We start from the raw sequence: 22,749 nt of genomic DNA, 5'->3' as shown, positions 1-22,749 counted from the left end.
TAGTTTTGTCTAAATTTTTAATTTATGAAAGCTAAAATTATACTTCTTTTCTCTTTTATTTCATTCTCATGTTTTGCGCAAGAAATGGAACCAATTCAAACTGACAGACCAGACCAAACAGAATCGCCATCATTAACTCCAAAAGGAATGTTTCAGGTAGAAACTGGTTTTTCGTTTCAAAAAAATGATAATATAAGTAAAAGTAATCTTCTTCCATCAACGCTTTGGAAATATGGCGTCAATGAAAATTTTGAGTTAAGATTAATCACTGAATTTGCTGTAGAAAAAAACAATATTGAAAAAACAACAGGATTAAATCCAATACTAATTGGTTGTAAAATAAAAATTGCAGAAGAGAAAGGTTTCTTTCCAAAAACTTCATTCATTGGACATATTTCATTACCAAATGCAGCTTCAACGCCTTTTAAAACTGACTATTTTGCACCTGAATTTCGTTTTGTTATGCAACATACTTTAAGTAAAAAATTCTCTTTTAGTTATAATCTTGGTGCTGAATGGGATGGTTTTACACCTGAACCAACTTTTATTTACACTGTTGCAACTGGTTATTCAATTACCGAAAAATTAGGTTCATATATAGAATTATTTGGATTTGCTCCTCAAAACAATGAAGCAAATCATAATTTTGATGGTGGTTTAACCTATTTGATAAGCAATAATTTTATGGTAGATTTATCAGCTGGGATTGGAATTACAAAAAACGCTCCTGATAATTACATCGCGGCTGGTTTTTCGTTCCGAATTTAATACATGAAACACTATCATTACATATTTACAGGTTCAGGTTTATCTGCTTTGATGACTGTTTATGAAATGATAAAAAGCAGAAAATTTGAAGATAAATCAATACTGTTGATTGATGAAAATCTCAAAAAAACCAATGACCGAACTTGGTGTTTTTGGGAGGACACGAATCTTTTTGATGAAATTGTTTCCAAAAAATGGAATTCAGCTTTATTTGCAAATGAGAGTTTTCAAAAAGTTCTGAATATTGAACCTTTTCAATACAAAAAGATTAAAGGTTTGGATTTTTATAATTTGGTTTTTGAATTAATATTTAAGCAAAATAATATCCATTTTAGCAATCAAAAAGTAATCGATTTTGAAGAATTAGGCAATCATTGTGTGGTAAAAACGGATTCCGAAAGTTATACTTGTAACAAGGTTTTCAATTCAATTTTAGATATAAATCGAGTAAAATTACAATCAAAATATCCTTTGCTTCAACAGCATTTTATTGGTTGGTTTATTAAAAGTAAAGAAGCTGTTTTCAATCCAAATTGTGCCACGTTTATGGATTTTTCTGTGGAACAAAAAGGAAACACTCGATTTATGTATGTTTTACCAACATCCGAAACAGAAGCTTTAATTGAATATACTTTATTTTCAAAAGATTTGCTTTCAACATCTGAATACGAATCAGAAATTGAAAATTACATTCAAAAACTTGGAATTTCTGAGTTTGAAATCATCGAAAAAGAACAAGGAAACATACCGATGACATGTTATGAATTTTGGAAACACAATACTAAAAATATTATCAATATTGGTTCAGCTGGCGGATGGACCAAACCAAGTACAGGTTTTACTTTTAAAAATGTAACTAAAAAATCTAAAGAATTAGTTCAATTTTTACAATCTGAAAATGACTTTAAAAAATTTCATAAAAAAGATAAATTTTGGTTTTATGATTTGCTTTTCATTGATGTTTTGTATCAAAATAATGCATTAGGTTCCAAAGTGTTTTCATCTATTTTCAGAAATGGAAATCCAATCACAATTTTTAAATTTTTGGATAACGAATCCTCTTTTTTAGAAGATTTACAAATTATTTGGAAGTGTCCAAAATTACCGTTTTTAAAAGCCGTTTTTAATAGAATTATAAAATTCTAGAATTCTATTTCGTCATAACAAATCTTTATGATTTATTTAAAATAAAAAAATAGAAATCATTGTATCTTTGCAATACTTTAAATTTAAAATAAATACATATGTATCCAGAAGAAATGGTAAAACCAATGCGCGCTGAACTTTCAGAAGCAGGTTTTCAAGATTTATATACAGCAGAAGAAGTTAAAAACGCAATAAAAGCTGATGGAACAACTTTAGTTGTAGTAAATTCAGTTTGTGGATGTGCGGCAAGAAATGCTCGTCCAGGTGCAAAAATGAGTTTAGAAGGTTCAAAAAAACCAGACCATTTAGTAACTGTTTTTGCTGGTGTCGACCGTGAAGCTGTTGATGCTGCAAGAGAAGAAATGTTTCCTTTTCCACCATCATCACCAAGTATGGCATTGTTTAAAAATGGTGAATTAGTTCATATGTTAGAACGTCATCACATTGAAGGTAGACCAGCCGAAATGATTGCTGAAAACTTAAAAGATGCTTACGCAGAATTTTGTTAATCTTATTAATTGAAATCAAAAAAATCCTTTATTCTTATGTTTAAAGGATTTTTTTTTTGCAACCATTTTGAAAATTTTTCATCTATTGTAAAAACCAATAACTATGAAAACAAAACTTCTTTTAGTAGCATGTTCTTTTTTGTTTTTAAGCATGCAATGCGATGATGATAACGATTCAGGAATTACTCCAGAAATGTTAAACAATAAAAAACAAGAAATTATTAGCTACATTAATTCTTTTAATTGTTCTGAAAGTTCAAATTGCAACTATATTGCTTTTGGAGCAAAACCTTGTGGCGGACCAAGAGAGTTTTTAACTTTTCCGTCTTCGGTAGATTTGCCTACTTTGCAAACAATGGTTGACGAATATTTTGAAATGGATAATGCTTATAATATTCAAACTGGTGCGGTTTCGGATTGTGCAATAGTAAATCCGCCATCAACAATGGATTGTGTAAATGGAAACTGTATCATCATAAATTAATGGGGATAATTGCTATGAAGGAGAAACCCTTTTAGAATTAAACCTCTGAAAGGGTTTTTTAATTAATTTGTTTAACTTTGCACCGAATTCTTCCAATTAGAGTTCAAAAAAACATATTTCTCACTTAAACGTTTATAGCATGCAACTGTATAACACCTTAAGCGCTGAAGAAAGAAAAGAGCTAATTGATTTAGCCGGAAAACAACGACTAACCTTGTCTTTCTATGCGTATGCCAAAATTGTAGATCCAAAAAAATTTCGTGACGATTTATTCTTAGCTTGGAATGCACTCGATGCATTGGGCAGAATTTATGTTGCTCACGAAGGAATAAATGCTCAAATGAGCGTTCCTGCCGATAACTTTGAAGAATTTCGTGAAACACTAGAAGTTTATGATTTCATGAAAGGCATTCGCTTGAATGTTGCTGTTGAACAAGATGATCATTCATTTTTAAAATTAACTATAAAAGTTCGTCACAAAATTGTTGCGGATGGATTAAACGATGAAACTTTTGACGTTACCAAAAAAGGAATTCACTTAGGCGCAAAAGAATTCAATAAAATTCTGGAAGATCCAAATACAATAGTAGTTGATTTTAGAAATCATTACGAAAGCGAAGTTGGTCATTTTAAAAACGCTATAACTCCTGATGTTGAAACATTTAGAGAAAGTTTGCCCATCATCAACGAGCAATTAAAAGATTATAAGGAAACCAAAAATTTGGTAATGTATTGCACAGGTGGAATTCGGTGTGAAAAAGCTTCTGCTTACTACAAACACCAAGGTTTCAAAAATGTTTACCAACTAGAAGGCGGAATTATCAATTACGCTAAACAAATCAAAGAAGAAGGTTTAGAAAGTAAATTTATTGGTAAAAATTTCGTTTTTGATAACCGTTTAGGCGAAAGAATAACAGATGATATTGTAGCTCAATGCCATCAATGTGGAAAACCATGTGATAATCACACCAATTGTGCAAATGATGGTTGTCATTTACTGTTTATTCAATGTGATGAATGTCAAGCCGTAATGGAAAATTGCTGTTCTACTGAATGTTTAGATATTACACATTTACCATTAGAAGAGCAAGTACGTTTAAGAAGCGGTAAACAAGTTGGCAATAAAGTTTTTAGAAAAGGGAAATCTGAAAAACTGAAGTTTAAACATTCCGGTGAATTGTCTGATGTGGCTTTGGCTGTTGCCAAAAAAACACAAGATATTCGTCAAAAGATAAAAGTAAAAAAAGTTATTCTTGGCAAAGCTGAACATTACTTTGTAAAAGCTGGAATTGGATTATTCATCATTGAAAATAATGAATTGCAAGTTGGAGATAAAATTTTAATTTCTGGTCCAACAACTGGAAATCAAGAATTGATTTTAGAAAAAATGTTTGTCAACGGTAGCGAAAATTCAGTGGCAAAGATTGGTGATAAAGTCACTTTTGAAGTTCCTTTTAGAATTCGATTGTCGGATAAATTGTTTAAATTGGTAAGCTAAACTCAGTTAATGGATATTTATAAACTACTCAAATTCAATCATAAAATTAAAAGTCATCGAATAAAATTCTTTGGCTTATGGTTGTTGAGTGTTTTAAATAAAAGATATCTAGCCATTCAATTTGATCCGGTTTTAGCCTGTAATCTGCGTTGTAAAATGTGCTATTTTACCGATGATGAATATGTTAGAACCAACATGAAAGGCATTTTTAAAGAAAGTGATTTAGAAGAATTAGCCAAAGTAAATTTTAAAAACGCTTTAAAACTTCAAATCGGTTGTGGCGCAGAACCAACACTTTTTAAACACAATGTCAAGTTAATTGAAATTGCCAAAAAACATAAAGTGCCTTACATCAGTATGGTTACCAATGGAAATTTATTAGAAAACCAGGATATTATTGATTTATCGAAAGCAGGTTTAAATGAATTCATTTTTTCAATGCATGGTGTTTTCAAGGAAACTTACGAAGACTTGATGGACAAAGGAATTTATGAAAAATTTCATGCCGTTTTAGGTTACATTACCGAAGAAAAAAAGAAAAACCCAAAGTTACGATTACGAATAAATTATACTTTCAATGCAGATAATTTCTATGAATTGAAAGAGTTTTTTAAGGTTTATGACAAATACTCAATTGATATCATTCAACTTCGTCCGATAGATAAAATAGGCGAAACAACCTATAATAATTTCAGTCTAAAAACAATTGAAAACGATTATAAAGAAGTGATTTCCTTATTGAAAAAAGAATCTTCAAAAAGAGGAATTACTTTTTTATCACCCAGAACTATAAGCCGAAACGAAGAAGAATCATTAAAAGTAAAAACTGAAAACGACAGTTCCTATCTAATTCCATATACTTATTGCTATGTTTCTCCAAAATATTTTTGGAAAGACGATTTTGATTGGAAAACAGAAACTTTTGCTCATTGGCAAAAGAGAAATTCTTGGAATAATGTTCTTTTCAAAAACATTTTCCTTTCTAAAAAAGATTTAGAAAAACCTAACCGAAATATGCTCAACTATTCTGTTGAGATAAATTAACTTCTTTTTTGCTTAAAAATTCTTTTGAAATTTAAGCCAACAAAATACTATCTTTACAATCTAAACGTTTTATGATAGTAGTCTCGTCAAAAATGACGCGATGACCAATATATATTCAAAAATTATGGCATGTACAAACTGTTCTACTGGAACCAAAGACGGCACACCACGTGGATGTAAAAATAACGGGACTTGCGGTACCGATAGCTGCAACAAATTAACGGTTTTCGATTGGCTTTCAAATATGAGTTTACCCAATGGTGAAACTCCTTTTGATTGTGTAGAAGTTCGATTTAAAAATGGTAGAAAAGAATTTTATCGTAATACCGAAAAAATCTCCTTGAGCATAAGTGATATTGTTGCCACTGAAGCATCACCAGGTCATGATGTTGGAATTGTTACTCTTACTGGCGAATTGGTTAAAATTCAGATGAAGAAAAAAGGTGTTGATCCAAATGGAACAGAAATTCCAAAAATATATCGAAAAGCATCTCAAAAAGATATCGATATTTGGAGCGAAGCACGCGATAAAGAAGAACCAATGAAAGTTAAAGCAAGAGAAATTGCTATTAAACTTAACTTGGAAATGAAAATTTCGGATATCGAATTTCAAGGCGATGGCTCCAAAGCAATTTTTTATTACACCGCTAACGACAGAGTTGATTTTCGTCAATTAATCAAAGAATTTGCTCAAGTTTTTAAAACCAGAATCGAAATGAAACAAGTTGGCTTTAGACAAGAAGCTTCAAGACTTGGCGGAATTGGTTCATGTGGTAGAGAATTATGTTGTTCCACTTGGTTAACTGATTTTAGAAGTGTTAACACTTCAGCAGCACGATATCAACAATTATCGCTTAATCCGCAAAAATTAGCTGGTCAATGTGGTAAATTAAAATGTTGTTTGAACTACGAATTAGATACTTATCTTGATGCTTTAAAAGATTTTCCTGAATTTGAAACCAAATTACACACCGAAAAAGGTGATGCTATTTGTCAAAAACAAGATATTTTTAAAGGATTAATGTGGTTTGCTTATACTGATAATTTTGCGCAATGGCATGTACTTAAAATTGACCAAGTAAAAGAAATTATCGCTTTAAACAAAGAGAAAAAACGCGCAACTTCGCTTGAAGATTACGCTCTTGAAATAACTGCAGAACCTGAAAAAGATTTCAATAATGCAATGGGTCAAGAAAGTCTAACACGTTTTGATCAACCCAAAAAGAAAAAGAAAAATAACAAAAGAAGAAATTCTAACAATCAAAATAGAAAGCCAAATAGTAATAATAGAAATGAACCTAAAAAATAGTTTACTCCTAGCCTTACTTTTCTTGTGTTTTATTTCATGTGATAAAAAACGAGTTTTTGATGAATACAAATCAGTTGGAAATTCGTGGCACAAAGACAGCATTGTCACTTTTGAATTGCCTGAGCTAGACAAAGATAAAACCTATGATTTGTTTTTGAATGTTAGAGATAATGATGATTATCCGTTCAATAATTTATTTGTCATTGTTTCATTAGAACAACCTGATAAAAAAATTAAAGTAGATACGCTTGAATATGTAATGACAAATCCAGATGGCACACTTCTTGGTGAAGGTTTTAGTGATATTAAAGAAAGTAAACTTTTTTACAAAGGCAATGAAAAATTTGACCAAAAAGGAGTTTATAAAGTCCACATAAAACAAGCCGTTAGACAAACTGGTAAAATTGAAGGCGTAGAAAATTTAAAAGGAATTACAGATATTGGTTTTAGAATAGAATCTAAAGAATAATTAACAATATGGCTCAAAAAAATAAACCTACAACAAAAGATATCAATTACTATAAAAGAAAATTTTGGCAATTTTTCATTTATGGCTTTGGTGCATTAATTCTATTTTTTTTCTTGGCTTCATGGGGATTTTTTGGAGCAATGCCTTCCTTTGAAGAACTTGAAAATCCTGAGTCAAATTTAGCTACCGAAGTTATTTCTTCTGATGGAGTTACTATTGGTAAATTTTATAATGAAAATAGAACGCCAATAAAATATGAAGATCTTCCGCCACATTTAGTAAATGCCTTAATTGCAACTGAAGATGAACGATTCTATGAGCATTCGGGTATTGATGCTCGAAGAACATTTGGTGCAGCAGTAAAACTTGGTGCTGATGGTGGTGCAAGTACAATTACACAACAATTAGCAAAACAATTGTTTCATGGTGAAGGTTCTTCTTTTAAAATTTTCAGATTAATTCAAAAAGTAAAAGAATGGATTATTGCTGTAAAATTAGAACGTCAATACACCAAGAATGAAATCATTGCAATGTATTTCAACGTTTATGATTTCAACAACTATGCAATCGGAATTCGTTCTGCTTCAAAAACCTATTTCAACAAAGAACCAAAAGATTTGACTATCGATGAATCTGCAATTTTGGTTGGAATGTTCAAAAACTCATCTCTTTACAATCCTGTTAGAAATCCACAAGGTGTAAAAAACAGAAGAAATGTGGTTTTAGGTCAAATGGTTAGAGCCAAAATTATTAACACCGCTCAAAAAGACAGTTTAAGTAAATTACCCATTACTCTTGACTTTAAGTTGCAAACTCACAAAGAAGGAATTGCCACTTATTTTAGAGAATTTCTTCGTGAATACATGAAAAAATGGGTGAAAGAAAATAAAAAACCAGACGGAACAGAATATGATATTTATACCGATGGTTTAAAAATTTACACCACTATTGATTCAAAAATGCAAGAACATGCAGAAGAAGCAGTTCAAGCACACATAAAGAATCTTCAACAGGAATTTTTCATCCAACAAAAAGGAAATAAAAATGCTCCATTCTTAAAAATTTCAGATGATGAAACAAATAGAATTTTAAAACGTGCCATGAAAGCATCCGAAAGATGGGCGGTTTTAAAAGATTTGGACAAAACTGAAGAAGAAATAATTGCTTCATTCAGTAAAAAAACAAAAATGCGTGTTTTCACTTGGAAAGGTGAAAAAGACACAATAATGACGCCTTTAGATTCTATAAGATATTACAAATCGTTCCTTCAAGCAGGAATGATGTCTATGGAACCGCAAACTGGTCATATCAAAGCTTGGGTTGGCGGAATTAATTATAAATATTTTCAATACGACCACGTAGGTCAAGGAGCAAGACAAGTTGGTTCAACTTTTAAGCCGTTTGTATATGCAACTGCTATTGAACAACTAGGTATGTCTCCATGTGACTCAATTATTGACAGTCCATATACAATTCCTGTCGGAAGACATCATGTAACTGCTTCATGGACACCAAAAAACTCTGATAATAAATACCGCGGAATGGTTACTTTGAAAAAAGCATTAGCCAATTCCATAAACACAGTTTCAGCAAAACTTATGGACAAAGTTGGTCCAGAAGCAGTAGTTAATTTAACCAAAAAATTAGGAGTTAATGCTGATATTCCTTTACAACCTTCCATTGCACTTGGTGCAGTAGAAGTTACGGTTGAAGATATGGTTGCTGCTTACAGTACATTTGCCAATCAAGGTGTTTACATCAAGCCTCAATTTATTGATAGAATCGAAGATAAAAACGGTGTTGTTCTTTATGAACCAATTCCCGAATCTCATGATGTTTTGAATAAAGATATTGCCTTTGCCGTAATAAAATTATTAGAAGGTGTAACTGAAGGTGGTTCTGGTTCAAGATTGCGTACTCAAGGTGGCGGATATGGCTACGAAAGAGTAACAGGTTATCCATATGCATTTACAAATCCAATTGCAGGAAAAACTGGAACTTCTCAAAATCAATCCGATGGTTGGTTCATCGGTATGGTTCCTAATCTGGTTTCTGGTGTTTGGGTTGGTTGCGAAGATCGTTCGGCTCGTTTCAAAAGTATCACATATGGGCAAGGTGCAACTGCTGCTTTACCAATTTGGGGATATTTTATGAAAAAATGTTATGATGATAAAGACTTACAAGTGTCAAAGGATGAATTCGAAAGACCAAAAAATCTTTCAATAAAAGTCGATTGTTGGGCGCCAAAAGTAGTTGATTCCCTAGAATTAGAACTACAAAAAGAGCAAGACACAGACGAATTTGGATTATAATTTTTAGAAGCTATTTCCCGCTATTCGTTACAATCTTTTTTTAAAAAAAGGATTTTCACTACTATCGGGGCTAAAAAATAAAATACAATGATTAACAAAAAAGTAAATTCAGTAACTGAAGCACTTCAAGGAATCGAAGACAACATGACTATCATGCTTGGTGGTTTTGGACTTTGCGGAATTCCAGAAAACAGTATTGCTGAATTAGTAAAAAAAGAAGTAACCAATCTAACTTGTATTTCAAATAATGCAGGAGTTGACGATTTTGGTCTTGGTCTTCTTTTACAAAAAAAGCAAATCAAAAAAATGATTTCTTCCTATGTCGGCGAAAATGCAGAATTTGAACGTCAAATGCTTTCCGGAGAATTAGAAGTCGAACTAACACCACAAGGAACTTTAGCAGAAAAATGTCGTGCTGCACAAGCAGGAATTCCTGCTTTTTTCACTCCTGCAGGTTACGGAACTGAAGTAGCCGAAGGAAAAGAAACCAGAGAATTTAACGGAAAAATGCATGTTTTGGAACATGCTTTTAAAGCTGACTTTTCTATTGTAAAAGCATGGAAAGGTGACGAAGCTGGAAATTTAATTTTTAAAGGAACTGCTCGTAACTTCAATGCACCAATGGCTGGAGCAGCAAAAATTACTATTGCCGAAGTAGAAGAATTATTACCTGTCGGTTCATTGGATCCAAATCAAATTCACATTCCGGGAATTATGATACAACGTATTTTTCAAGGTGAAAAATTTGAAAAAAGAATTGAACAACGAACCGTTAGACAAAGAAATTAATCATGGCTTTAGATAAAAATCAAATCGCAAAACGAATTGCCAAAGAAGTGAAAGATGGTTACTATGTAAATCTAGGCATCGGAATTCCAACTTTAGTAGCAAATTATGTTCGCACCGATATTTCTGTTGAATTTCAAAGTGAAAATGGTGTTCTTGGAATGGGACCATTTCCTTATGAAGGCGAAGAAGATGCCGATATTATCAATGCCGGAAAACAAACCATAACAACGTTACCCGGAGCAAGTTTTTTTGATTCTGCTTTTAGTTTTGGAATGATACGCTCTCAAAAAGTAGATTTAACCATTCTTGGTGCGATGGAAGTTGCCGAAAACGGTGATATTGCCAACTGGAAAATTCCAGGAAAAATGGTAAAAGGAATGGGCGGAGCAATGGATTTAGTCGCTTCAGCAGAAAATATTATTGTTGCCATGATGCATGTGAATAAAGCAGGTGAAAGCAAAATCTTAAAAAGATGTTCATTACCATTAACTGGTGTTGGTTGTGTGAAAAAGGTAGTAACTGAATTAGCCGTGATGGAAATTACTCCTAAAGGTTTTAAATTAGTAGAACGTGCGCCAGATGTTACCGTAGAACATATCATTGCTTCAACTGAAGCTGAACTAATTATAGAAGGAGAAATTCCTGAAATGGTAATTGGCTAATACATTTTATACGAAATAAAAAACCACAAAACTCAGTAGAATTTTGTGGTTTTTTTATTTTTTGATTTGTTATTTATTAGCCAAAAATGCTAACAAAACTTCATTTGCATTACCAAAACTTGGAAATTGTTCAATCACACTAACTGCTCTTTTTTTATTCAATTTATAGGTCAAATCAAATTCAGTAGTAAACAAAATAGCCGATAAAAACGGATTATTTATAAATTCCAGTAATCGTTCAAATGAATTATCAATAGTTCTGATTTCTATTATTTCTTCCTTTTGGAATTTGAATTTCAATTCTAATTTTAAAATTTCTTCATCTATTATCGGACGTACATAAATATTTATCAAATCAGTATTTCCAATAGTTTTTGCCAGAGTTAATTTGGCAAAAGTACCATCAGCTAAACTGGTTTTTACTTTTGAATAAAATTCTGAAAAAGTTACTTTGAAATCCATTTTTATAAATTAGCGAAGAAATCATTTCCTTTATCATCCGTTATAATGAAAGCCGGAAAATCTTTCACTTCAATTTTTCGAACCGCTTCCATTCCTAATTCCGGGAAATCAACAACTTCTACTTTTAAAATATTTTCTTTGGCTAAAATTGCAGCAGGTCCGCCAATTGAACCTAAATAAAATCCGCCGTATGTATTACACGCATTGGTAACTTCTTTGGTTCTATTTCCTTTAGCTAACATAATCATGCTTCCGCCAGCTTTTTGAAACTCTTCAACATAAACATCCATTCTTCCTGCTGTTGTTGGTCCAAAACTTCCCGATGGCATTCCTTCTGGAGTTTTTGCCGGTCCAGCATAATAGATTGGGTGATTTTTAAAATATTCTGGCATTGGTTTTCCTGCATCAAGTAACTCTTTAATTTTCGCATGTGCAATATCACGAGCCACAATCAAAGTACCATTTAATTTCAAACGCGTTTTGATTGGATATTTTGTTAATTCTGCCAAGATTTCTTTCATCGGGCGATTTAAATCAACCTCAACTGGTGCTTCTAAATGTGGCGCAACTTCTGGTAAAAACTGCCTTGGATTCGCTTCTAATTGTTCTACAAAAATTCCGTCTTTGGTAATTTTCCCTTTGATATTTCTATCGGCAGAACATGAAACTCCTAATCCAACCGGACAAGAAGCAGCATGACGCGGTAAACGAATAACACGAACATCATGAGCAAAATATTTTCCTCCAAATTGAGCTCCGATTGCACTTTCTTGACAAATTTTCAACACTTTTTGCTCCCATTCTAAATCACGAAACGCTTGGCCAGCCATATTACCTGAAGTTGGAAGATTGTCAAAATAACCTGCCGATGCTTTTTTTACTGCAGCCAAATTTGCTTCAGCGGAAGTTCCGCCAATAACCAAAGCCAAATGATATGGTGGACAAGCCGAAGTTCCTAAATCTTTAATTCTTTCTCTAACAAATTCGTCCAATGATTTATCATTCAACAATGATTTTGTTTTTTGATACAAAAAAGTTTTATTAGCACTTCCGCCTCCTTTTGCTAAAAATAAAAACTCGTAATAGTTTCCTTTTTTAGAATAAATATCAATTTGTGCCGGAAGATTTGAACCCGAATTTTTTTCTTCAAACATCGAAATCGGAACAATCTGAGAATAGCGTAAATTCTTCTCCTGATAGGTATTAAAAATCCCTTTTGATAACCATTCAGCATCGTCAACTCCCGTATAAACATCTTCACCTTTTTTAGCCATAACAATTGCCGTTCCGGTATCTTGACAACTTGGCAGTTCACCGTCAATTGCAACTACGGCATTTTGTAATAAATTGTAAGCTACAAATCGGTCGTTATCGGTTGCTTCTGGATCGTCGAGTATGTTTTTTAACTTTTGTAAATGCGATGTTCTTAACATGAACGAAACATCATTCATGGCAACTTGAGAAAGCAATTCCAATCCTTTTGGATCAACGTTTAATATTTCTCTGTTCCCAATTTTTTCAACTTTTACATAATCGGAAGTGATTTTTTTATATTGTGTGTCGTCTTTTAAAATTGGAAAAGGTTCTTGATATATAAAGTCCATTTTATGAGTTTTTTTGAAGCGTAAAGTTAAGGAAACCCAAAGTGAATTTAAAATTTATTGAGAATTAAAAATATTGCCAAAATAAGAAGTAAGAATACAAAAAAACCTATTCTTCTATTCCAATTTTCTTTTTTAATTTCTGCTATTGGTTTCTTTCCGAGATAACAAATCCATTTTATTGCAACACCAATCCATTTAAATGAATAATAAATTCCTTCTCTTCCTAAATCAACAATAAATTCTTCAAAGAAACTCATTTAAATGATTTTAAAAATAGAATTTAAAAAAACCAAGTTGCCACAAAAATGGCAGTAATCACACAGATTAAATCAACTAAAAGCATCGTAGTTAATGCATAACGAGTATTTTTAATATTTACTGAACCAAAGTAAACCGCAATGACATAAAATGTACTTTCGGCACTACATTGGAAAATACTACTCAATCTTCCTGTTAAAGAATCGGCTCCAAAAGTATTCATTGAATCAATCAAAAATCCCCTTGAACCTGCAGAACTGAAAGGTCTTAATAATGCAACTGGTAAAGCATCTACTATTTCTTGATTTATTCCAATAATTGTAAAAACAAACCCTAATCCATTACTAATAATATCAAATAAACCACTATTTCTAAATAATGAAATTGCGGCTAACATTCCCAAAACATAAGGAAAAATGGTAACTCCGGTTTTTACTCCATTATTTGCACCCGTTACAAAAGCATCAAAAACGGTAGTTTTAGCTTCTGCAAATAATTTCTCTTTTCGAAAAGCATAAATTAATGTAAAAACAATAATGGTCAACAATATCAATCCCGAAAGATTAGACGTAAAATAATTTTTCCCAATAAGATCCAAATGATTTACATACATCAACAAACCAATAATTGCACCTATCAAAGTCATTAAACCAATCGCTAAAGAAGCACTTTTAAAATTGATTTTTTGCTTAATTCCTACTATGATAAAAGCTGCAATCGTACCAATAAATGATGTAATGATACATGGCAACATAACATCAGCTGGATTACTGGAACCTGCAGCTGCGCGATAGCCAATAATAGAAGTTGCAATCAATGTTAATCCCGATGCATGCAAACACATAAACATAATTTGTGCATCACTAGCTTTGTCTTTTTCGGGATTTATTTCTTGTAAACTTTCCATGGCTTTTAGTCCAAATGGTGTTGCAGCTGAGTCTAACCCTAAAAAGTTAGCTGCAAAATTTAACGTCATATAAGAAATAGAAGGATGATTTTTTGGAATAGTTGGAAAGACTTTTACAAAAACAGGACTTAATACTTTAGCTAATTTTCCAGAAACTCCAGAAATAATTAACAATTCCATTAATCCACAAAAGAACGCTAAATAAGCAATAAGCGGAATAATAATATCTATTAAACTGCTTTTACATGTCGCCAACAAACCATCAGATTTTTGAACGCCACTATAAATTTGTACTGTTTTATTTTTATAAACATAAGTCGTATCAGGATTTGATAAATCACGATTAACAATCATAGTTTTATCTTCTTTCAATTGGATACTGTCGCTGATAAAAGCAGGAACTTGATCGATATATTTTTCAGAAATTAGAATAGGATTGCCTTTTTCACCATTCAAAACATAATCGATGGTATAGTTAGTGCCAGAAAACAAACTGATAATTACAAAGACAATTGATGAAATAAAAATTGCGAGCCAAAATCTACTTAAAACCATGAATTATTAATTTTTGTAAATGTAATAAATCATATGTTACTTCAATAATTACACATGAATTATCTCATCATCCACCAATAAATCTTCTCGACGAAGTCTAAGGAAAATTTGTGCCACAGCAATCACGTCTTTTTCACAATACGTAATTATTCTGTCAATGTCTTTTTCTATATAAAAAACATGACCAACTTGGCTACCATCGATGTCGCCTTTTGGAGAAGGAATTCCAAGGATTTTGGTTAATAATTTTAAAGAAGTAAAATGTTTGTAATCGCCAAATTTCCATAATTCTAACGTATCCAAATGAGGAATTTCCCAAGGTTTTTTGCCAAATAAATTCAGTTTATCAGGAATGGCAACCTGATTGATAATCATTCTTCGAGCGATGAATGGAATGTCAAATTCTTTAGCATTATGACCACATAAAACATGTTGCGGCTGATTGTAATGGTTGTTTAATAAATTAGAAAAGTCTTTTAAAATCTTTACCTCATCTCCAAAAAAAGAAGTCACTCTAAAATTTCGAATATCACTTTTATTGACAAAATAGCCTACCGAAATACAGACGATTTTACCAAATTCTGCCCAAATTCCTGCTCTGTCATAAAACTCATCTGGAGTAAATTCATCTCTGCGTTGGTATTGGGTTTTTTGTTCCCAAAGCTCTTTCATTTCATCATCCAAATTATTGAAGTTTTCCTCTAACGGAACTGTTTCAATATCGAAAAAAAGGATGTTATTGAGGTTAATTTTTTCTATCATTTTTGAAGTCTTTACACGAATGTAGAAAAAATCTTGTAATTTGAAATTGAATATTAAAATAAAGTTTGTTGTTGTGAAGGATTTTCGTGTTCGAGCAACCATTTTTTGCGCCACAAACCGCCTGCGTAACCAGTCAAAGAACCATCAGTTCCAATGACACGATGACAAGGAACGACAATCCAAAGTGGATTTTTACCATTTGCAGAAGCAACGGCTCGAATGGCTTTTGCATCACCTAATTTTTTAGATAAATCAAGATAAGAAATGGTTTTGCCAAAGGGAATGTTGCGTAATTCTTGCCAAACTCGTTGTTGGAAATCGGTTCCAGTTGGATTTAAATTAAAAGTAAATTCGGTTCTTTTTCCATCAAAATAGTCGCCGAGTTGAGCAACACATTCTTTTAGTGGTTTGGGAATGGTTTTAGAAACTTCTCCTTCTGCTAAAATAGAAATCACAGAAATTCCATTTTCATCGCCAACTATTTTTGTGATGCCAAGTGGTGAATTGATAAAGCAAGTTTCCATTCTATAAAAATAGTGAATTCTATTTTCTAATGAGCAAAAATATAATCTTCTAATGCTTTTAATTCTTCGTCAGACATTTTCTTAGTAATGGCAAAATTAGTTTTCATTACTTCGTACTGACTTTGGTCAACAATGGGTTGGCTTTCTTCTTTTAAAAAAGAAACTATGCTTGCATTTTTGTCTTTATAAATTTTGGAAATTTCAGCCATACTTGGTCCAATAATTTTTTGCTCGGCTTGATGACAAGCAATACAGTTACCTTTACCTTCAAAAAGTTCTTGACCAGAAACTTTTTCGATTGCTTCTGATTTTGGTTGACCAAAATTATCTTCACTTTCTTTTTTACAAGAAAATAATAGTACAGTTAACGCAAAAAAAACTACTCGTTTCATTATTGTTTGTTTAATAAAATAGCGGCTTCTTTAGCAAAATAGGTCGAAATTAAACTTGCACCAGCTCGTTTGATACACATTAATTGTTCCATCATAATTTTATCGTGGTCGAGCCAACCTCTTTCGGCAGCAGCTTTTACCATTGCATATTCGCCAGAAACATGAAAAACCGTAACCGGAACATTCACTGCATTTTTAACTTCGCGAACAATATCAAGATACGCAATTCCTGGTTTTACCATAACCATATCTGCACCTTCTTCGACATCCCAAAGTGCTTCTTTCACCGCTTCGATTCGGTTAGCGTAATCCATTTGATACGTTTTTTTATCTTTTGGCACGACAACATCGGCTTCTTTTGGAGCTGAATCTAATGCGTCACGAAATGGTCCGTAAAATGCTGAAGCATATTTAACCGAATAACTCATAATTCCAACATTGTGAAAACCTGCTGCATCTAAACCTTGTCTTAATCTTAAAACTCTACCGTCCATCATGTCGCTTGGCGCTACAAAATCGGCACCAGCTTCGGCATGGGAAACTGCCATTTTTACTAAAGCATCGTTGGTTTTGTCGTTAGTAATGTCTCCGTTTTCAATAATTCCGTCGTGACCATAAATTGAATATGGATCGAGAGCAACATCTGGCATAATAATCATTTCGGGACATGCTTTTTTGATGGCACGAATGGCATTTTGCATCAATCCGTCAGCATTCCATGCTTCTTTTCCAGTGTTGTCTTTTAAACTATCATCAACTTTTACATAGATGTTAACTGCACGAATTCCGAGCGCAAAAAGTTCTTTAACTTCTTCAACCGTTAAATCTAATGTTCGACGAAAAATTCCTGGCATTGAAGGAATTTCAACTTTGTTATTTTCGCCTTCCATGATGAACATTGGGAACATAAAATCTGCTGGAGATAAACTTGTTTCTCTTACTAATGAACGAATGCTTTCGTTTACTCTTAGTCTTCTGCCTCTTTGTAATGGGAACATAATTTATACTTTTAAAATTGTTTCAGGTTTAACGTTTCAAGTTTTGAAACTAAACCCAATCAATTGGTTTTTCTAATACTTTTAATAATTTTTCTTCTTCGCTACCTTTTTCAGGATGATGGTCATAAACCCATTGCACATGTGGTGGCAAACTCATCAGTATACTTTCAATTCTACCATTGGTTTTTAATCCGAATAAAGTGCCTTTGTCGTGCACTAAATTGAATTCTACATAACGACCACGACGGATTTCTTGCCAAGTTTTTTGTGCTTCTGTATATGCTAATTCTTTTCGTTTTTCAACAATCGGCACATACGCTTCTAAGAAAGAATTTCCAACTTCGGTTACGAAATTATACCAATCTTCCATAGACATCTCATCAGTTTCTTTGCAATAATCGAAGAATAATCCTCCTAAACCACGCGCTTCATTGCGATGTGCATTCCAAAAATAGGCATCGCATTGTTTTTTATACTTTGGATAAAACTCTGGATTGTGCTTGTCGCAAGCCGTTTTGCAGGTTTGATGGAAATGTTTTCCGTCTTCTTCAAACAGATAATATGGCGTTAAATCTTGTCCACCGCCAAACCACGAATTGATTACGTTTCCGCTATCATCATACATTTCAAAGTAACGCCAATTGGCATGAACCGTTGGTACCATTGGGCTTTTTGGGTGAATGACCAAGCTCAATCCGCAAGCAAAGAAATCGGCTTCGCCAACGTTGAACATTTTTTGCATTGTTTCGGGTAACTTGCCGTGAACTGCCGAAATGTTTACACCACCTTTTTCAAAAACGTTTCCGTTTTCGATGACACGAGTTCTTCCTCCGCCGCCTTCTGGTCGTTCCCAAATGTCTTCGCGGAATTTGGCAACGCCATCAACTTCTTCTAGCTTGGAAGTGATTTGGTTTTGAAGACTTTGAATGTATGTTAGAAATTTATCTTTCATTATAAAAGTCAGTAATTATAAGGTTTCCGTCGATTGAAAATGAGTTTCCGCCGATTGAAAATTGATTTCCGCCGATTGAAAATAAGTTTCCGTCGATTGAAAATTGATTTCCTTTGAATGAAAATGATTTTCCGTCGAATCAAGATTGTTTTCCGCCGAATCAAAATTGTTTTCCGCAGATTGAAAATAGATTTCCATCAAATCAAAATGACTTTCCGCCGAATGAAAATTGTTTTCCGCCGAGGCAAAATGAATTTCCGCCGACCAGAATTTAATTTCCCTATGAAAATTATTAATTGCCATATTCTTTAACTGCTTCTACGAATGCTTTGGCATGGTCTACGGGAATATTTGGTAATATTCCGTGACCAAGGTTTACGATGTAATTGTCTTTACCGAATTCGTCAATCATTTGATGCACCATTTTTTTGATGGTTGGAATAGGTGACAATAATCTACTTGGGTCAAAATTACCTTGCAGCGTTATTTTTCCACCTGTTAGGTAACGTGCGTTTCTGGCGGTGATTGTCCAATCGACACCAAGAGCTGATGCTTTTGATTTTGCCATATCGTTTAGGGCGAACCAACATCCTTTTCCGAAGACGATAACTTTGGTTTCAGGTGCTAAAGCTTCTACAATTTGGTTCATGTAGAACCATGAAAATTCCTGATAATCGGTTGGTGATAACATTCCACCCCAAGAGTCGAAAATTTGAACAGCGTTGACACCGTGTTTTACTTTTTCTTTTAAGTATAAAATGGTAGTATCGGTGATTTTTTGCAACAATGCGTGTGCTGCTGCTGGTTCTGTAAAGCAAAAACCTTTGGCTTTATCGAAACTTTTGGAACCTTTTCCTTCTACGGCGTAACAGAAAATGGTCCAAGGTGAACCTGCAAAACCGATTAATGGAACTTCGTTGTTTAACTTTTCACGAGTCATATCAATCGCATCCATCACGTAGCCCAACGTTTCGTTGATGTCTGGAATGAATACATTATCAACATCAGAAGTTTTTCGGATTGGGTTTGGTAAAACCGGTCCGATGTTGTCCTGCAATTCTACCTGAATTCCCATGGCTTGTGGCACAACTAGAATGTCTGAAAACAGAATTGCCGCATCGGGTTTGATGATGCGAATAGGTTGCACCGTGATTTCAGATGCTAATTCTGGGGTTTTGCAACGGGTGAAGAAATCGTATTTTTCTTTGATTGCCATAAATTCTGGCAAATATCTTCCTGCTTGACGCATCATCCAAACGGGTGGACGATTAACTGTTTCGTTATTTAGGGCTTTTAGGAATAGGTCGTTTTTAATCATTAGTTTAAAAGTTTATGTGTTTAAGAGTTTAAAAGTTGTTGATTTAAAATCTTAAACTAATTTTTATAGTATTCTACTACTTCTGTAATCACGTTTTCTACTGAAGGTTTTTCTGCGATTACTATGTTTTTGATGTTTTTATTTTCTAATGCTTCTGCGGTGGTTTCGCCAATACAGAAACAAATTTCGTTTGTGATTTTATTTTTTTCTAAAAAACTTTCTACGCCTGATGGACTGAAAAAAAGTATTCCGTCTAACTTTTGAGTAATTTTTTTTGAGTTTAATTTGGTTTCATATACTTCAATTTCGTTGAATGGAATGCCGTTTTCTTTCAACGTGTTTGGCAAAATATCTTTACGCAAATTTCCACTGAAAAAGGTGTAACTTTCTTTGTTGTAAATCAGTGAAATGATTTCGGCTAAATCGGCTGCGTAACCCGTATATGCAACGACATTAAACCCATTTTCGGTCAATAAATCTTTGGTTTTTATTCCGACACAGAACACGTTTTTAGTTTTTAAATCTTCCCATTTTGGATGATTTAAAACACTTTGAACTGCATTTTGACTGGTGAAAATAAAGTTTTGATTTATGTTTTTTAGGTCAAAATCTTTCTGTTTTATCTCTATGAAATCTTCATCAATTACTTCAAAATTGGCTTCTCGTAAAGCTTGTTTCTGAATTTCAGAAAGTTTTTTTGTGGATAGTATGTCGATTTGTTTTGCCAAAAATTATTTTTTTAACTGTGTTTTAATTTCACTCATCAATTTGCTTCCACCGTTATTCAAAATCTCCTGAGCACAATGGTAACCCAGTTTTTTCCACTCGGAAACTTCCGCTTTTTTAGTAATTTCCAATTTTTGCTTTCCATCGATAGAAAGTAAAACTCCTGAAAACTCCAAAACATCTTCTTTCTCATTATAATTGGCTAGAGCTCCGATTGGCGCCGTACATCCGCCTTCGAGTGTTCTGAGAAATTGTCTTTCGATATAGGTGCAAATCTCGGTTTCCACGTGATTTAATTGTGATAATGCTTCGATGGTATAGAAATCTTCTGCCATTGCTACCACTACCATTGCGCCTTGAGCTGGTGCCGGTATCATCCAATCGAGATTGATAAAACTATCAGGCTTTAAATTAATTCGTTCCAAACCTGCAGCAGCAAAAACGGCTCCGTTCCAATCATTATCCTGCAATTTTTGCATGCGTGTATTTACATTTCCACGTAAATCAACCACGGTATGATTTGGGTATTTATTGAGCCACATTGCCTGACGACGCAGACTTCCTGTGGCGATTGTTCCAGAATTTTCTAAAAAATCAAGGTTTCCTTTGTGAACTAAAATGTCCAACGTATTTGCTCTTTCTAAAACAGCAGCTTGCACAATTCCTTGAGGTAAAGCTGTTGGTACATCTTTCATGGAATGCACTGCAATGTCAACCTTGCCTGTAATCATGGCAACGTCTAATGTTTTCGTGAAAATTCCAGTAATCCCGAGTTCGTAAAGTGGTTTGTCTAAAATAATATCGCCATCTGATTTTACGGCAATAATTTCTGTTTTATATCCTAAATCCTGAAGTTGTTTTTGAACGGTATGTGCTTGCCAAAGTGCTAATTCGCTATCACGAGTTCCGATTCTAATGGTTTTATTTGTAGTTGGTTTTGCCACTATTTTGCTTCAATTTGAAATATTTTTTCAATCCATTCGATGCTTTCATCAACCATTGTGTTTTCGTCTTTTAAATGATTGGCAAAATGATTGGTGATTTTCTGGATAATTCTGTTGCTGATTAATTCTGCTTGTTCTTCGTCGAAGTTTGATATTTTTTTGCGTTGTGTGTTAAGTTCGCTTTCTTTAATCGAATTCAATTTTGCTTTTAATGCATGGATTGCCGGAGCAAATTTTCTGCCTTTGGTCCAAGTGAAAAATTCTTCTTTGATTTCTTCAATAATTGCTTCAGCAGCAGGAATGTGTTTTTTTCTGTTTTCTAAAGTTTCATCCGTCATTTGTGATAAATGATCCATGTGAACTAAAGTTACATTTTCTATATCCGTTACATTTTCATGAACGTTTTTTGGGATAGACAAATCAAGAATCAGTAATGGTTTTTTTAAATTCAGAATCGCTTTATCAACTGTTGGGTTTTGAGCTCCAGTTGCCACAACCAAAACATCAGCCTTTTGGATTTCAAGTTGTAAATCTGCATAATCTTTTACAATTACATCCAATTTTCTAGCCAATCGTTCCGCTTTATCTTTAGTACGGTTGATTAAAGTAATATGGTCATGCTTTGTATGTTTTACTAGATTTTCACACGTATTTCTGCCAATTTTTCCGGTGCCAAAAAGTAAAATATTTTTATTCGAAATATCTTCAACATTTTTGAAAATATATTGAACTGAAGCAAACGAAACCGAAGTTGCGCCTGAAGAAATCTCAGTTTCATTCTTAATTTTTTTACTGGCTTGAATTACCGAATTGATTAATCGCTCTAAAAAAGCATTCATCAAATTCATTTTTTTGCTTTCGGTAAATGCAATTTTCAGTTGACTAATAATTTCGAAATCTCCAAGAATTTGACTGTCTAAACCAGTTCCAACTTTGAATAAATGACTTATCGCTTCTTGATTTTTATAAACGTAGGCCACTTTTTGAAAATCTTCAACAGTTCCTTGACTATTGTCGCAAAGTAATTTGATTAACTGAAAAGGATGTTCTGCAAAACCATAAATTTCGGTACGATTGCAGGTAGAAGTTACGACCAAAGCTTCAATATTTTCTTTTTTTGCTTGGTCTAAAAGAGTTTGTATTGCATTGGAATCCAAACTAAATCTACCTCTAATATCGGCATCGGCTTTCTTGTAACTCAAACCAATGGCGTAAAATGTAGTATGTTTTGAAATATGTTTGTTATCCATAAATGCAACTTTAGCTAAAAGTTGGAACAAAATTATAGTTATACTTTTTATAAAAACAACGCTTGAAGAACTTTTTGTATCGTTATTAGTTATTTTTCTAAGAATTT

25 protein-coding genes are annotated in these 22,749 nt (G+C 33.1%); 11 read left to right on the top strand and 14 right to left on the bottom strand.

Going from position 1 to position 22,749, the window contains the following annotated elements:
- Positions 1–24: 24 nt before the first annotated feature.
- The 11 genes from RN605_RS10630 to RN605_RS10580 all read left to right on the top strand — a co-directional run bounded on the left by RN605_RS10630 (position 25) and on the right by RN605_RS10580 (position 10,990).
- Entirely contained in the window at positions 25–768 is a 744-nt protein-coding gene (locus tag RN605_RS10630) for a transporter (RefSeq protein WP_313324659.1), read from the top strand.
- A gap of 3 nt (positions 769–771) precedes the next feature.
- The gene (locus RN605_RS10625) at positions 772–1,914 is read left to right on the top strand and encodes a lycopene cyclase family protein (protein WP_313324658.1); all 1,143 of its coding nucleotides are present in this window, start codon (positions 772–774) and stop codon (positions 1,912–1,914) included.
- Between the two features lie 98 nt (positions 1,915–2,012).
- Positions 2,013–2,423 (top strand): BrxA/BrxB family bacilliredoxin, encoded by a 411-nt coding sequence (locus RN605_RS10620; RefSeq protein WP_313324657.1) that lies wholly within the window; start codon positions 2,013–2,015, stop codon positions 2,421–2,423.
- Between the two features lie 103 nt (positions 2,424–2,526).
- The gene (locus RN605_RS10615; RefSeq protein ID WP_313324656.1) at positions 2,527–2,907 is read left to right on the top strand and encodes a hypothetical protein; all 381 of its coding nucleotides are present in this window, start codon (positions 2,527–2,529) and stop codon (positions 2,905–2,907) included.
- Positions 2,908–3,046: 139 nt separating this feature from the next.
- Positions 3,047–4,405 (top strand): oxygen-dependent tRNA uridine(34) hydroxylase TrhO, encoded by a 1,359-nt coding sequence (gene trhO, locus RN605_RS10610; RefSeq protein WP_313324655.1) that lies wholly within the window; start codon positions 3,047–3,049, stop codon positions 4,403–4,405.
- Positions 4,406–4,414: 9 nt separating this feature from the next.
- Positions 4,415–5,449, top strand: coding sequence for a radical SAM protein (locus tag RN605_RS10605; RefSeq protein WP_313324654.1), 1,035 nt, complete (start codon positions 4,415–4,417; stop codon positions 5,447–5,449).
- A 124-nt stretch (positions 5,450–5,573) separates the two neighbouring features.
- Positions 5,574–6,758: a PSP1 domain-containing protein gene (locus RN605_RS10600; protein ID WP_313325830.1), complete on the top strand. Its 1,185-nt coding sequence runs from the start codon at positions 5,574–5,576 to the stop codon at positions 6,756–6,758.
- Positions 6,742–7,227, top strand: coding sequence for a gliding motility lipoprotein GldH (locus RN605_RS10595; protein WP_313324652.1), 486 nt, complete (start codon positions 6,742–6,744; stop codon positions 7,225–7,227). The genes RN605_RS10600 and RN605_RS10595 overlap by 17 nt, the downstream gene beginning before the upstream one ends.
- Positions 7,228–7,235: 8 nt before the next feature.
- On the top strand, positions 7,236–9,539 hold the full coding sequence (locus RN605_RS10590; RefSeq protein WP_313324651.1) for a penicillin-binding protein 1A: 2,304 nt from the start codon (positions 7,236–7,238) through the stop codon (positions 9,537–9,539).
- Positions 9,540–9,626: 87 nt separating this feature from the next.
- Positions 9,627–10,328 carry a CoA transferase subunit A gene (locus RN605_RS10585; protein ID WP_313324650.1) on the top strand — a complete coding sequence of 234 codons (702 nt, stop codon included), beginning with the start codon at positions 9,627–9,629 and terminating at the stop codon, positions 10,326–10,328.
- 2 nt (positions 10,329–10,330) lie between these two features.
- Positions 10,331–10,990, top strand: coding sequence for a CoA transferase subunit B (locus RN605_RS10580; protein WP_313324649.1), 660 nt, complete (start codon positions 10,331–10,333; stop codon positions 10,988–10,990).
- Positions 10,991–11,059: 69 nt separating this feature from the next.
- Here the strand turns inward: RN605_RS10580 and RN605_RS10575 are convergent, their stop codons facing one another.
- From RN605_RS10575 to hemA, 14 genes are read right to left on the bottom strand one after another with little or no spacing between them, the layout of a single operon-like run.
- Positions 11,060–11,452: a hypothetical protein gene (locus tag RN605_RS10575; protein WP_313324647.1), complete on the bottom strand. Its 393-nt coding sequence runs from the start codon at positions 11,450–11,452 to the stop codon at positions 11,060–11,062.
- A gap of 2 nt (positions 11,453–11,454) precedes the next feature.
- Complete coding sequence (locus RN605_RS10570; RefSeq protein WP_313324646.1) at positions 11,455–13,056, bottom strand: fumarate hydratase; 1,602 nt, start codon at positions 13,054–13,056, stop codon at positions 11,455–11,457.
- A gap of 47 nt (positions 13,057–13,103) precedes the next feature.
- The gene (locus RN605_RS10565) at positions 13,104–13,313 is read right to left on the bottom strand and encodes a hypothetical protein (RefSeq protein WP_313324645.1); all 210 of its coding nucleotides are present in this window, start codon (positions 13,311–13,313) and stop codon (positions 13,104–13,106) included.
- 23 nt (positions 13,314–13,336) lie between these two features.
- On the bottom strand, positions 13,337–14,776 hold the full coding sequence (locus RN605_RS10560) for a nucleoside recognition domain-containing protein (RefSeq protein WP_313324644.1): 1,440 nt from the start codon (positions 14,774–14,776) through the stop codon (positions 13,337–13,339).
- A gap of 48 nt (positions 14,777–14,824) precedes the next feature.
- The gene (locus RN605_RS10555; RefSeq protein WP_313324643.1) at positions 14,825–15,538 is read right to left on the bottom strand and encodes a 3'-5' exonuclease; all 714 of its coding nucleotides are present in this window, start codon (positions 15,536–15,538) and stop codon (positions 14,825–14,827) included.
- 53 nt (positions 15,539–15,591) lie between these two features.
- Positions 15,592–16,062 (bottom strand): methylated-DNA--[protein]-cysteine S-methyltransferase, encoded by a 471-nt coding sequence (locus tag RN605_RS10550; RefSeq protein ID WP_313324642.1) that lies wholly within the window; start codon positions 16,060–16,062, stop codon positions 15,592–15,594.
- 26 nt (positions 16,063–16,088) lie between these two features.
- Complete coding sequence (locus RN605_RS10545) at positions 16,089–16,454, bottom strand: c-type cytochrome (RefSeq protein ID WP_313324640.1); 366 nt, start codon at positions 16,452–16,454, stop codon at positions 16,089–16,091.
- A complete protein-coding gene (gene hemB, locus RN605_RS10540; protein ID WP_313324638.1) occupies positions 16,454–17,452 on the bottom strand; it encodes a porphobilinogen synthase in 999 nt (332 codons plus the stop codon). Before hemB ends, RN605_RS10545 begins: the two co-directional genes overlap by 1 nt.
- Before the next feature lie 49 nt (positions 17,453–17,501).
- Complete coding sequence (gene hemF, locus RN605_RS10535; protein WP_313324636.1) at positions 17,502–18,404, bottom strand: oxygen-dependent coproporphyrinogen oxidase; 903 nt, start codon at positions 18,402–18,404, stop codon at positions 17,502–17,504.
- A 15-nt stretch (positions 18,405–18,419) separates the two neighbouring features.
- Positions 18,420–18,707 carry a hypothetical protein gene (locus RN605_RS10530; RefSeq protein ID WP_313324635.1) on the bottom strand — a complete coding sequence of 96 codons (288 nt, stop codon included), beginning with the start codon at positions 18,705–18,707 and terminating at the stop codon, positions 18,420–18,422.
- Entirely contained in the window at positions 18,697–19,722 is a 1,026-nt protein-coding gene (hemE, locus tag RN605_RS10525) for a uroporphyrinogen decarboxylase (protein ID WP_313324634.1), read from the bottom strand. The genes RN605_RS10530 and hemE overlap by 11 nt, the downstream gene beginning before the upstream one ends.
- A 56-nt stretch (positions 19,723–19,778) precedes the next feature.
- On the bottom strand, positions 19,779–20,450 hold the full coding sequence (locus RN605_RS10520) for a uroporphyrinogen-III synthase (protein ID WP_313324633.1): 672 nt from the start codon (positions 20,448–20,450) through the stop codon (positions 19,779–19,781).
- A 3-nt stretch (positions 20,451–20,453) separates the two neighbouring features.
- Entirely contained in the window at positions 20,454–21,392 is a 939-nt protein-coding gene (hemC, locus tag RN605_RS10515; protein WP_313324631.1) for a hydroxymethylbilane synthase, read from the bottom strand.
- Positions 21,392–22,642: a glutamyl-tRNA reductase gene (gene hemA, locus RN605_RS10510; protein ID WP_313324630.1), complete on the bottom strand. Its 1,251-nt coding sequence runs from the start codon at positions 22,640–22,642 to the stop codon at positions 21,392–21,394. Before hemA ends, hemC begins: the two co-directional genes overlap by 1 nt.
- Positions 22,643–22,749 lie beyond the last annotated feature (107 nt).

Origin of the sequence: Flavobacterium sp. PMTSA4, assembly GCF_032098525.1 — a bacterium.
Classification (GTDB): Bacteria; Bacteroidota; Bacteroidia; order Flavobacteriales; family Flavobacteriaceae; genus Flavobacterium; species Flavobacterium capsici.
This window is presented reverse-complemented; position numbering and strand designations above follow the sequence as displayed.

What these genes read in the sequence shown, in the direction of transcription:
- RN605_RS10600 (WP_313325830.1), top strand. Translation starts at nt 5,574, where the DNA reads ATGGCATGTACAAACTGTTCTACTGGAACCAAAGACGGCACACCACGT.
- hemE (WP_313324634.1), bottom strand. Translation starts at nt 19,722, where the DNA reads ATGATTAAAAACGACCTATTCCTAAAAGCCCTAAATAACGAAACAGTT.
- RN605_RS10580 (WP_313324649.1), top strand. Translation starts at nt 10,331, where the DNA reads ATGGCTTTAGATAAAAATCAAATCGCAAAACGAATTGCCAAAGAAGTG.
- RN605_RS10605 (WP_313324654.1), top strand. Translation starts at nt 4,415, where the DNA reads ATGGATATTTATAAACTACTCAAATTCAATCATAAAATTAAAAGTCAT.
- RN605_RS10590 (WP_313324651.1), top strand. Translation starts at nt 7,236, where the DNA reads ATGGCTCAAAAAAATAAACCTACAACAAAAGATATCAATTACTATAAA.
- RN605_RS10570 (WP_313324646.1), bottom strand. Translation starts at nt 13,056, where the DNA reads ATGGACTTTATATATCAAGAACCTTTTCCAATTTTAAAAGACGACACA.
- RN605_RS10615 (WP_313324656.1), top strand. Translation starts at nt 2,527, where the DNA reads ATGAAAACAAAACTTCTTTTAGTAGCATGTTCTTTTTTGTTTTTAAGC.
- RN605_RS10620 (WP_313324657.1), top strand. Translation starts at nt 2,013, where the DNA reads ATGTATCCAGAAGAAATGGTAAAACCAATGCGCGCTGAACTTTCAGAA.
- RN605_RS10560 (WP_313324644.1), bottom strand. Translation starts at nt 14,776, where the DNA reads ATGGTTTTAAGTAGATTTTGGCTCGCAATTTTTATTTCATCAATTGTC.
- RN605_RS10550 (WP_313324642.1), bottom strand. Translation starts at nt 16,062, where the DNA reads ATGGAAACTTGCTTTATCAATTCACCACTTGGCATCACAAAAATAGTT.
- RN605_RS10555 (WP_313324643.1), bottom strand. Translation starts at nt 15,538, where the DNA reads ATGATAGAAAAAATTAACCTCAATAACATCCTTTTTTTCGATATTGAA.
- hemA (WP_313324630.1), bottom strand. Translation starts at nt 22,642, where the DNA reads ATGGATAACAAACATATTTCAAAACATACTACATTTTACGCCATTGGT.
- RN605_RS10575 (WP_313324647.1), bottom strand. Translation starts at nt 11,452, where the DNA reads ATGGATTTCAAAGTAACTTTTTCAGAATTTTATTCAAAAGTAAAAACC.
- RN605_RS10530 (WP_313324635.1), bottom strand. Translation starts at nt 18,707, where the DNA reads ATGGCAATTAATAATTTTCATAGGGAAATTAAATTCTGGTCGGCGGAA.
- RN605_RS10630 (WP_313324659.1), top strand. Translation starts at nt 25, where the DNA reads ATGAAAGCTAAAATTATACTTCTTTTCTCTTTTATTTCATTCTCATGT.
- RN605_RS10595 (WP_313324652.1), top strand. Translation starts at nt 6,742, where the DNA reads ATGAACCTAAAAAATAGTTTACTCCTAGCCTTACTTTTCTTGTGTTTT.
- hemB (WP_313324638.1), bottom strand. Translation starts at nt 17,452, where the DNA reads ATGTTCCCATTACAAAGAGGCAGAAGACTAAGAGTAAACGAAAGCATT.
- trhO (WP_313324655.1), top strand. Translation starts at nt 3,047, where the DNA reads ATGCAACTGTATAACACCTTAAGCGCTGAAGAAAGAAAAGAGCTAATT.
- hemF (WP_313324636.1), bottom strand. Translation starts at nt 18,404, where the DNA reads ATGAAAGATAAATTTCTAACATACATTCAAAGTCTTCAAAACCAAATC.
- RN605_RS10585 (WP_313324650.1), top strand. Translation starts at nt 9,627, where the DNA reads ATGATTAACAAAAAAGTAAATTCAGTAACTGAAGCACTTCAAGGAATC.
- RN605_RS10625 (WP_313324658.1), top strand. Translation starts at nt 772, where the DNA reads ATGAAACACTATCATTACATATTTACAGGTTCAGGTTTATCTGCTTTG.
- RN605_RS10545 (WP_313324640.1), bottom strand. Translation starts at nt 16,454, where the DNA reads ATGAAACGAGTAGTTTTTTTTGCGTTAACTGTACTATTATTTTCTTGT.
- RN605_RS10565 (WP_313324645.1), bottom strand. Translation starts at nt 13,313, where the DNA reads ATGAGTTTCTTTGAAGAATTTATTGTTGATTTAGGAAGAGAAGGAATT.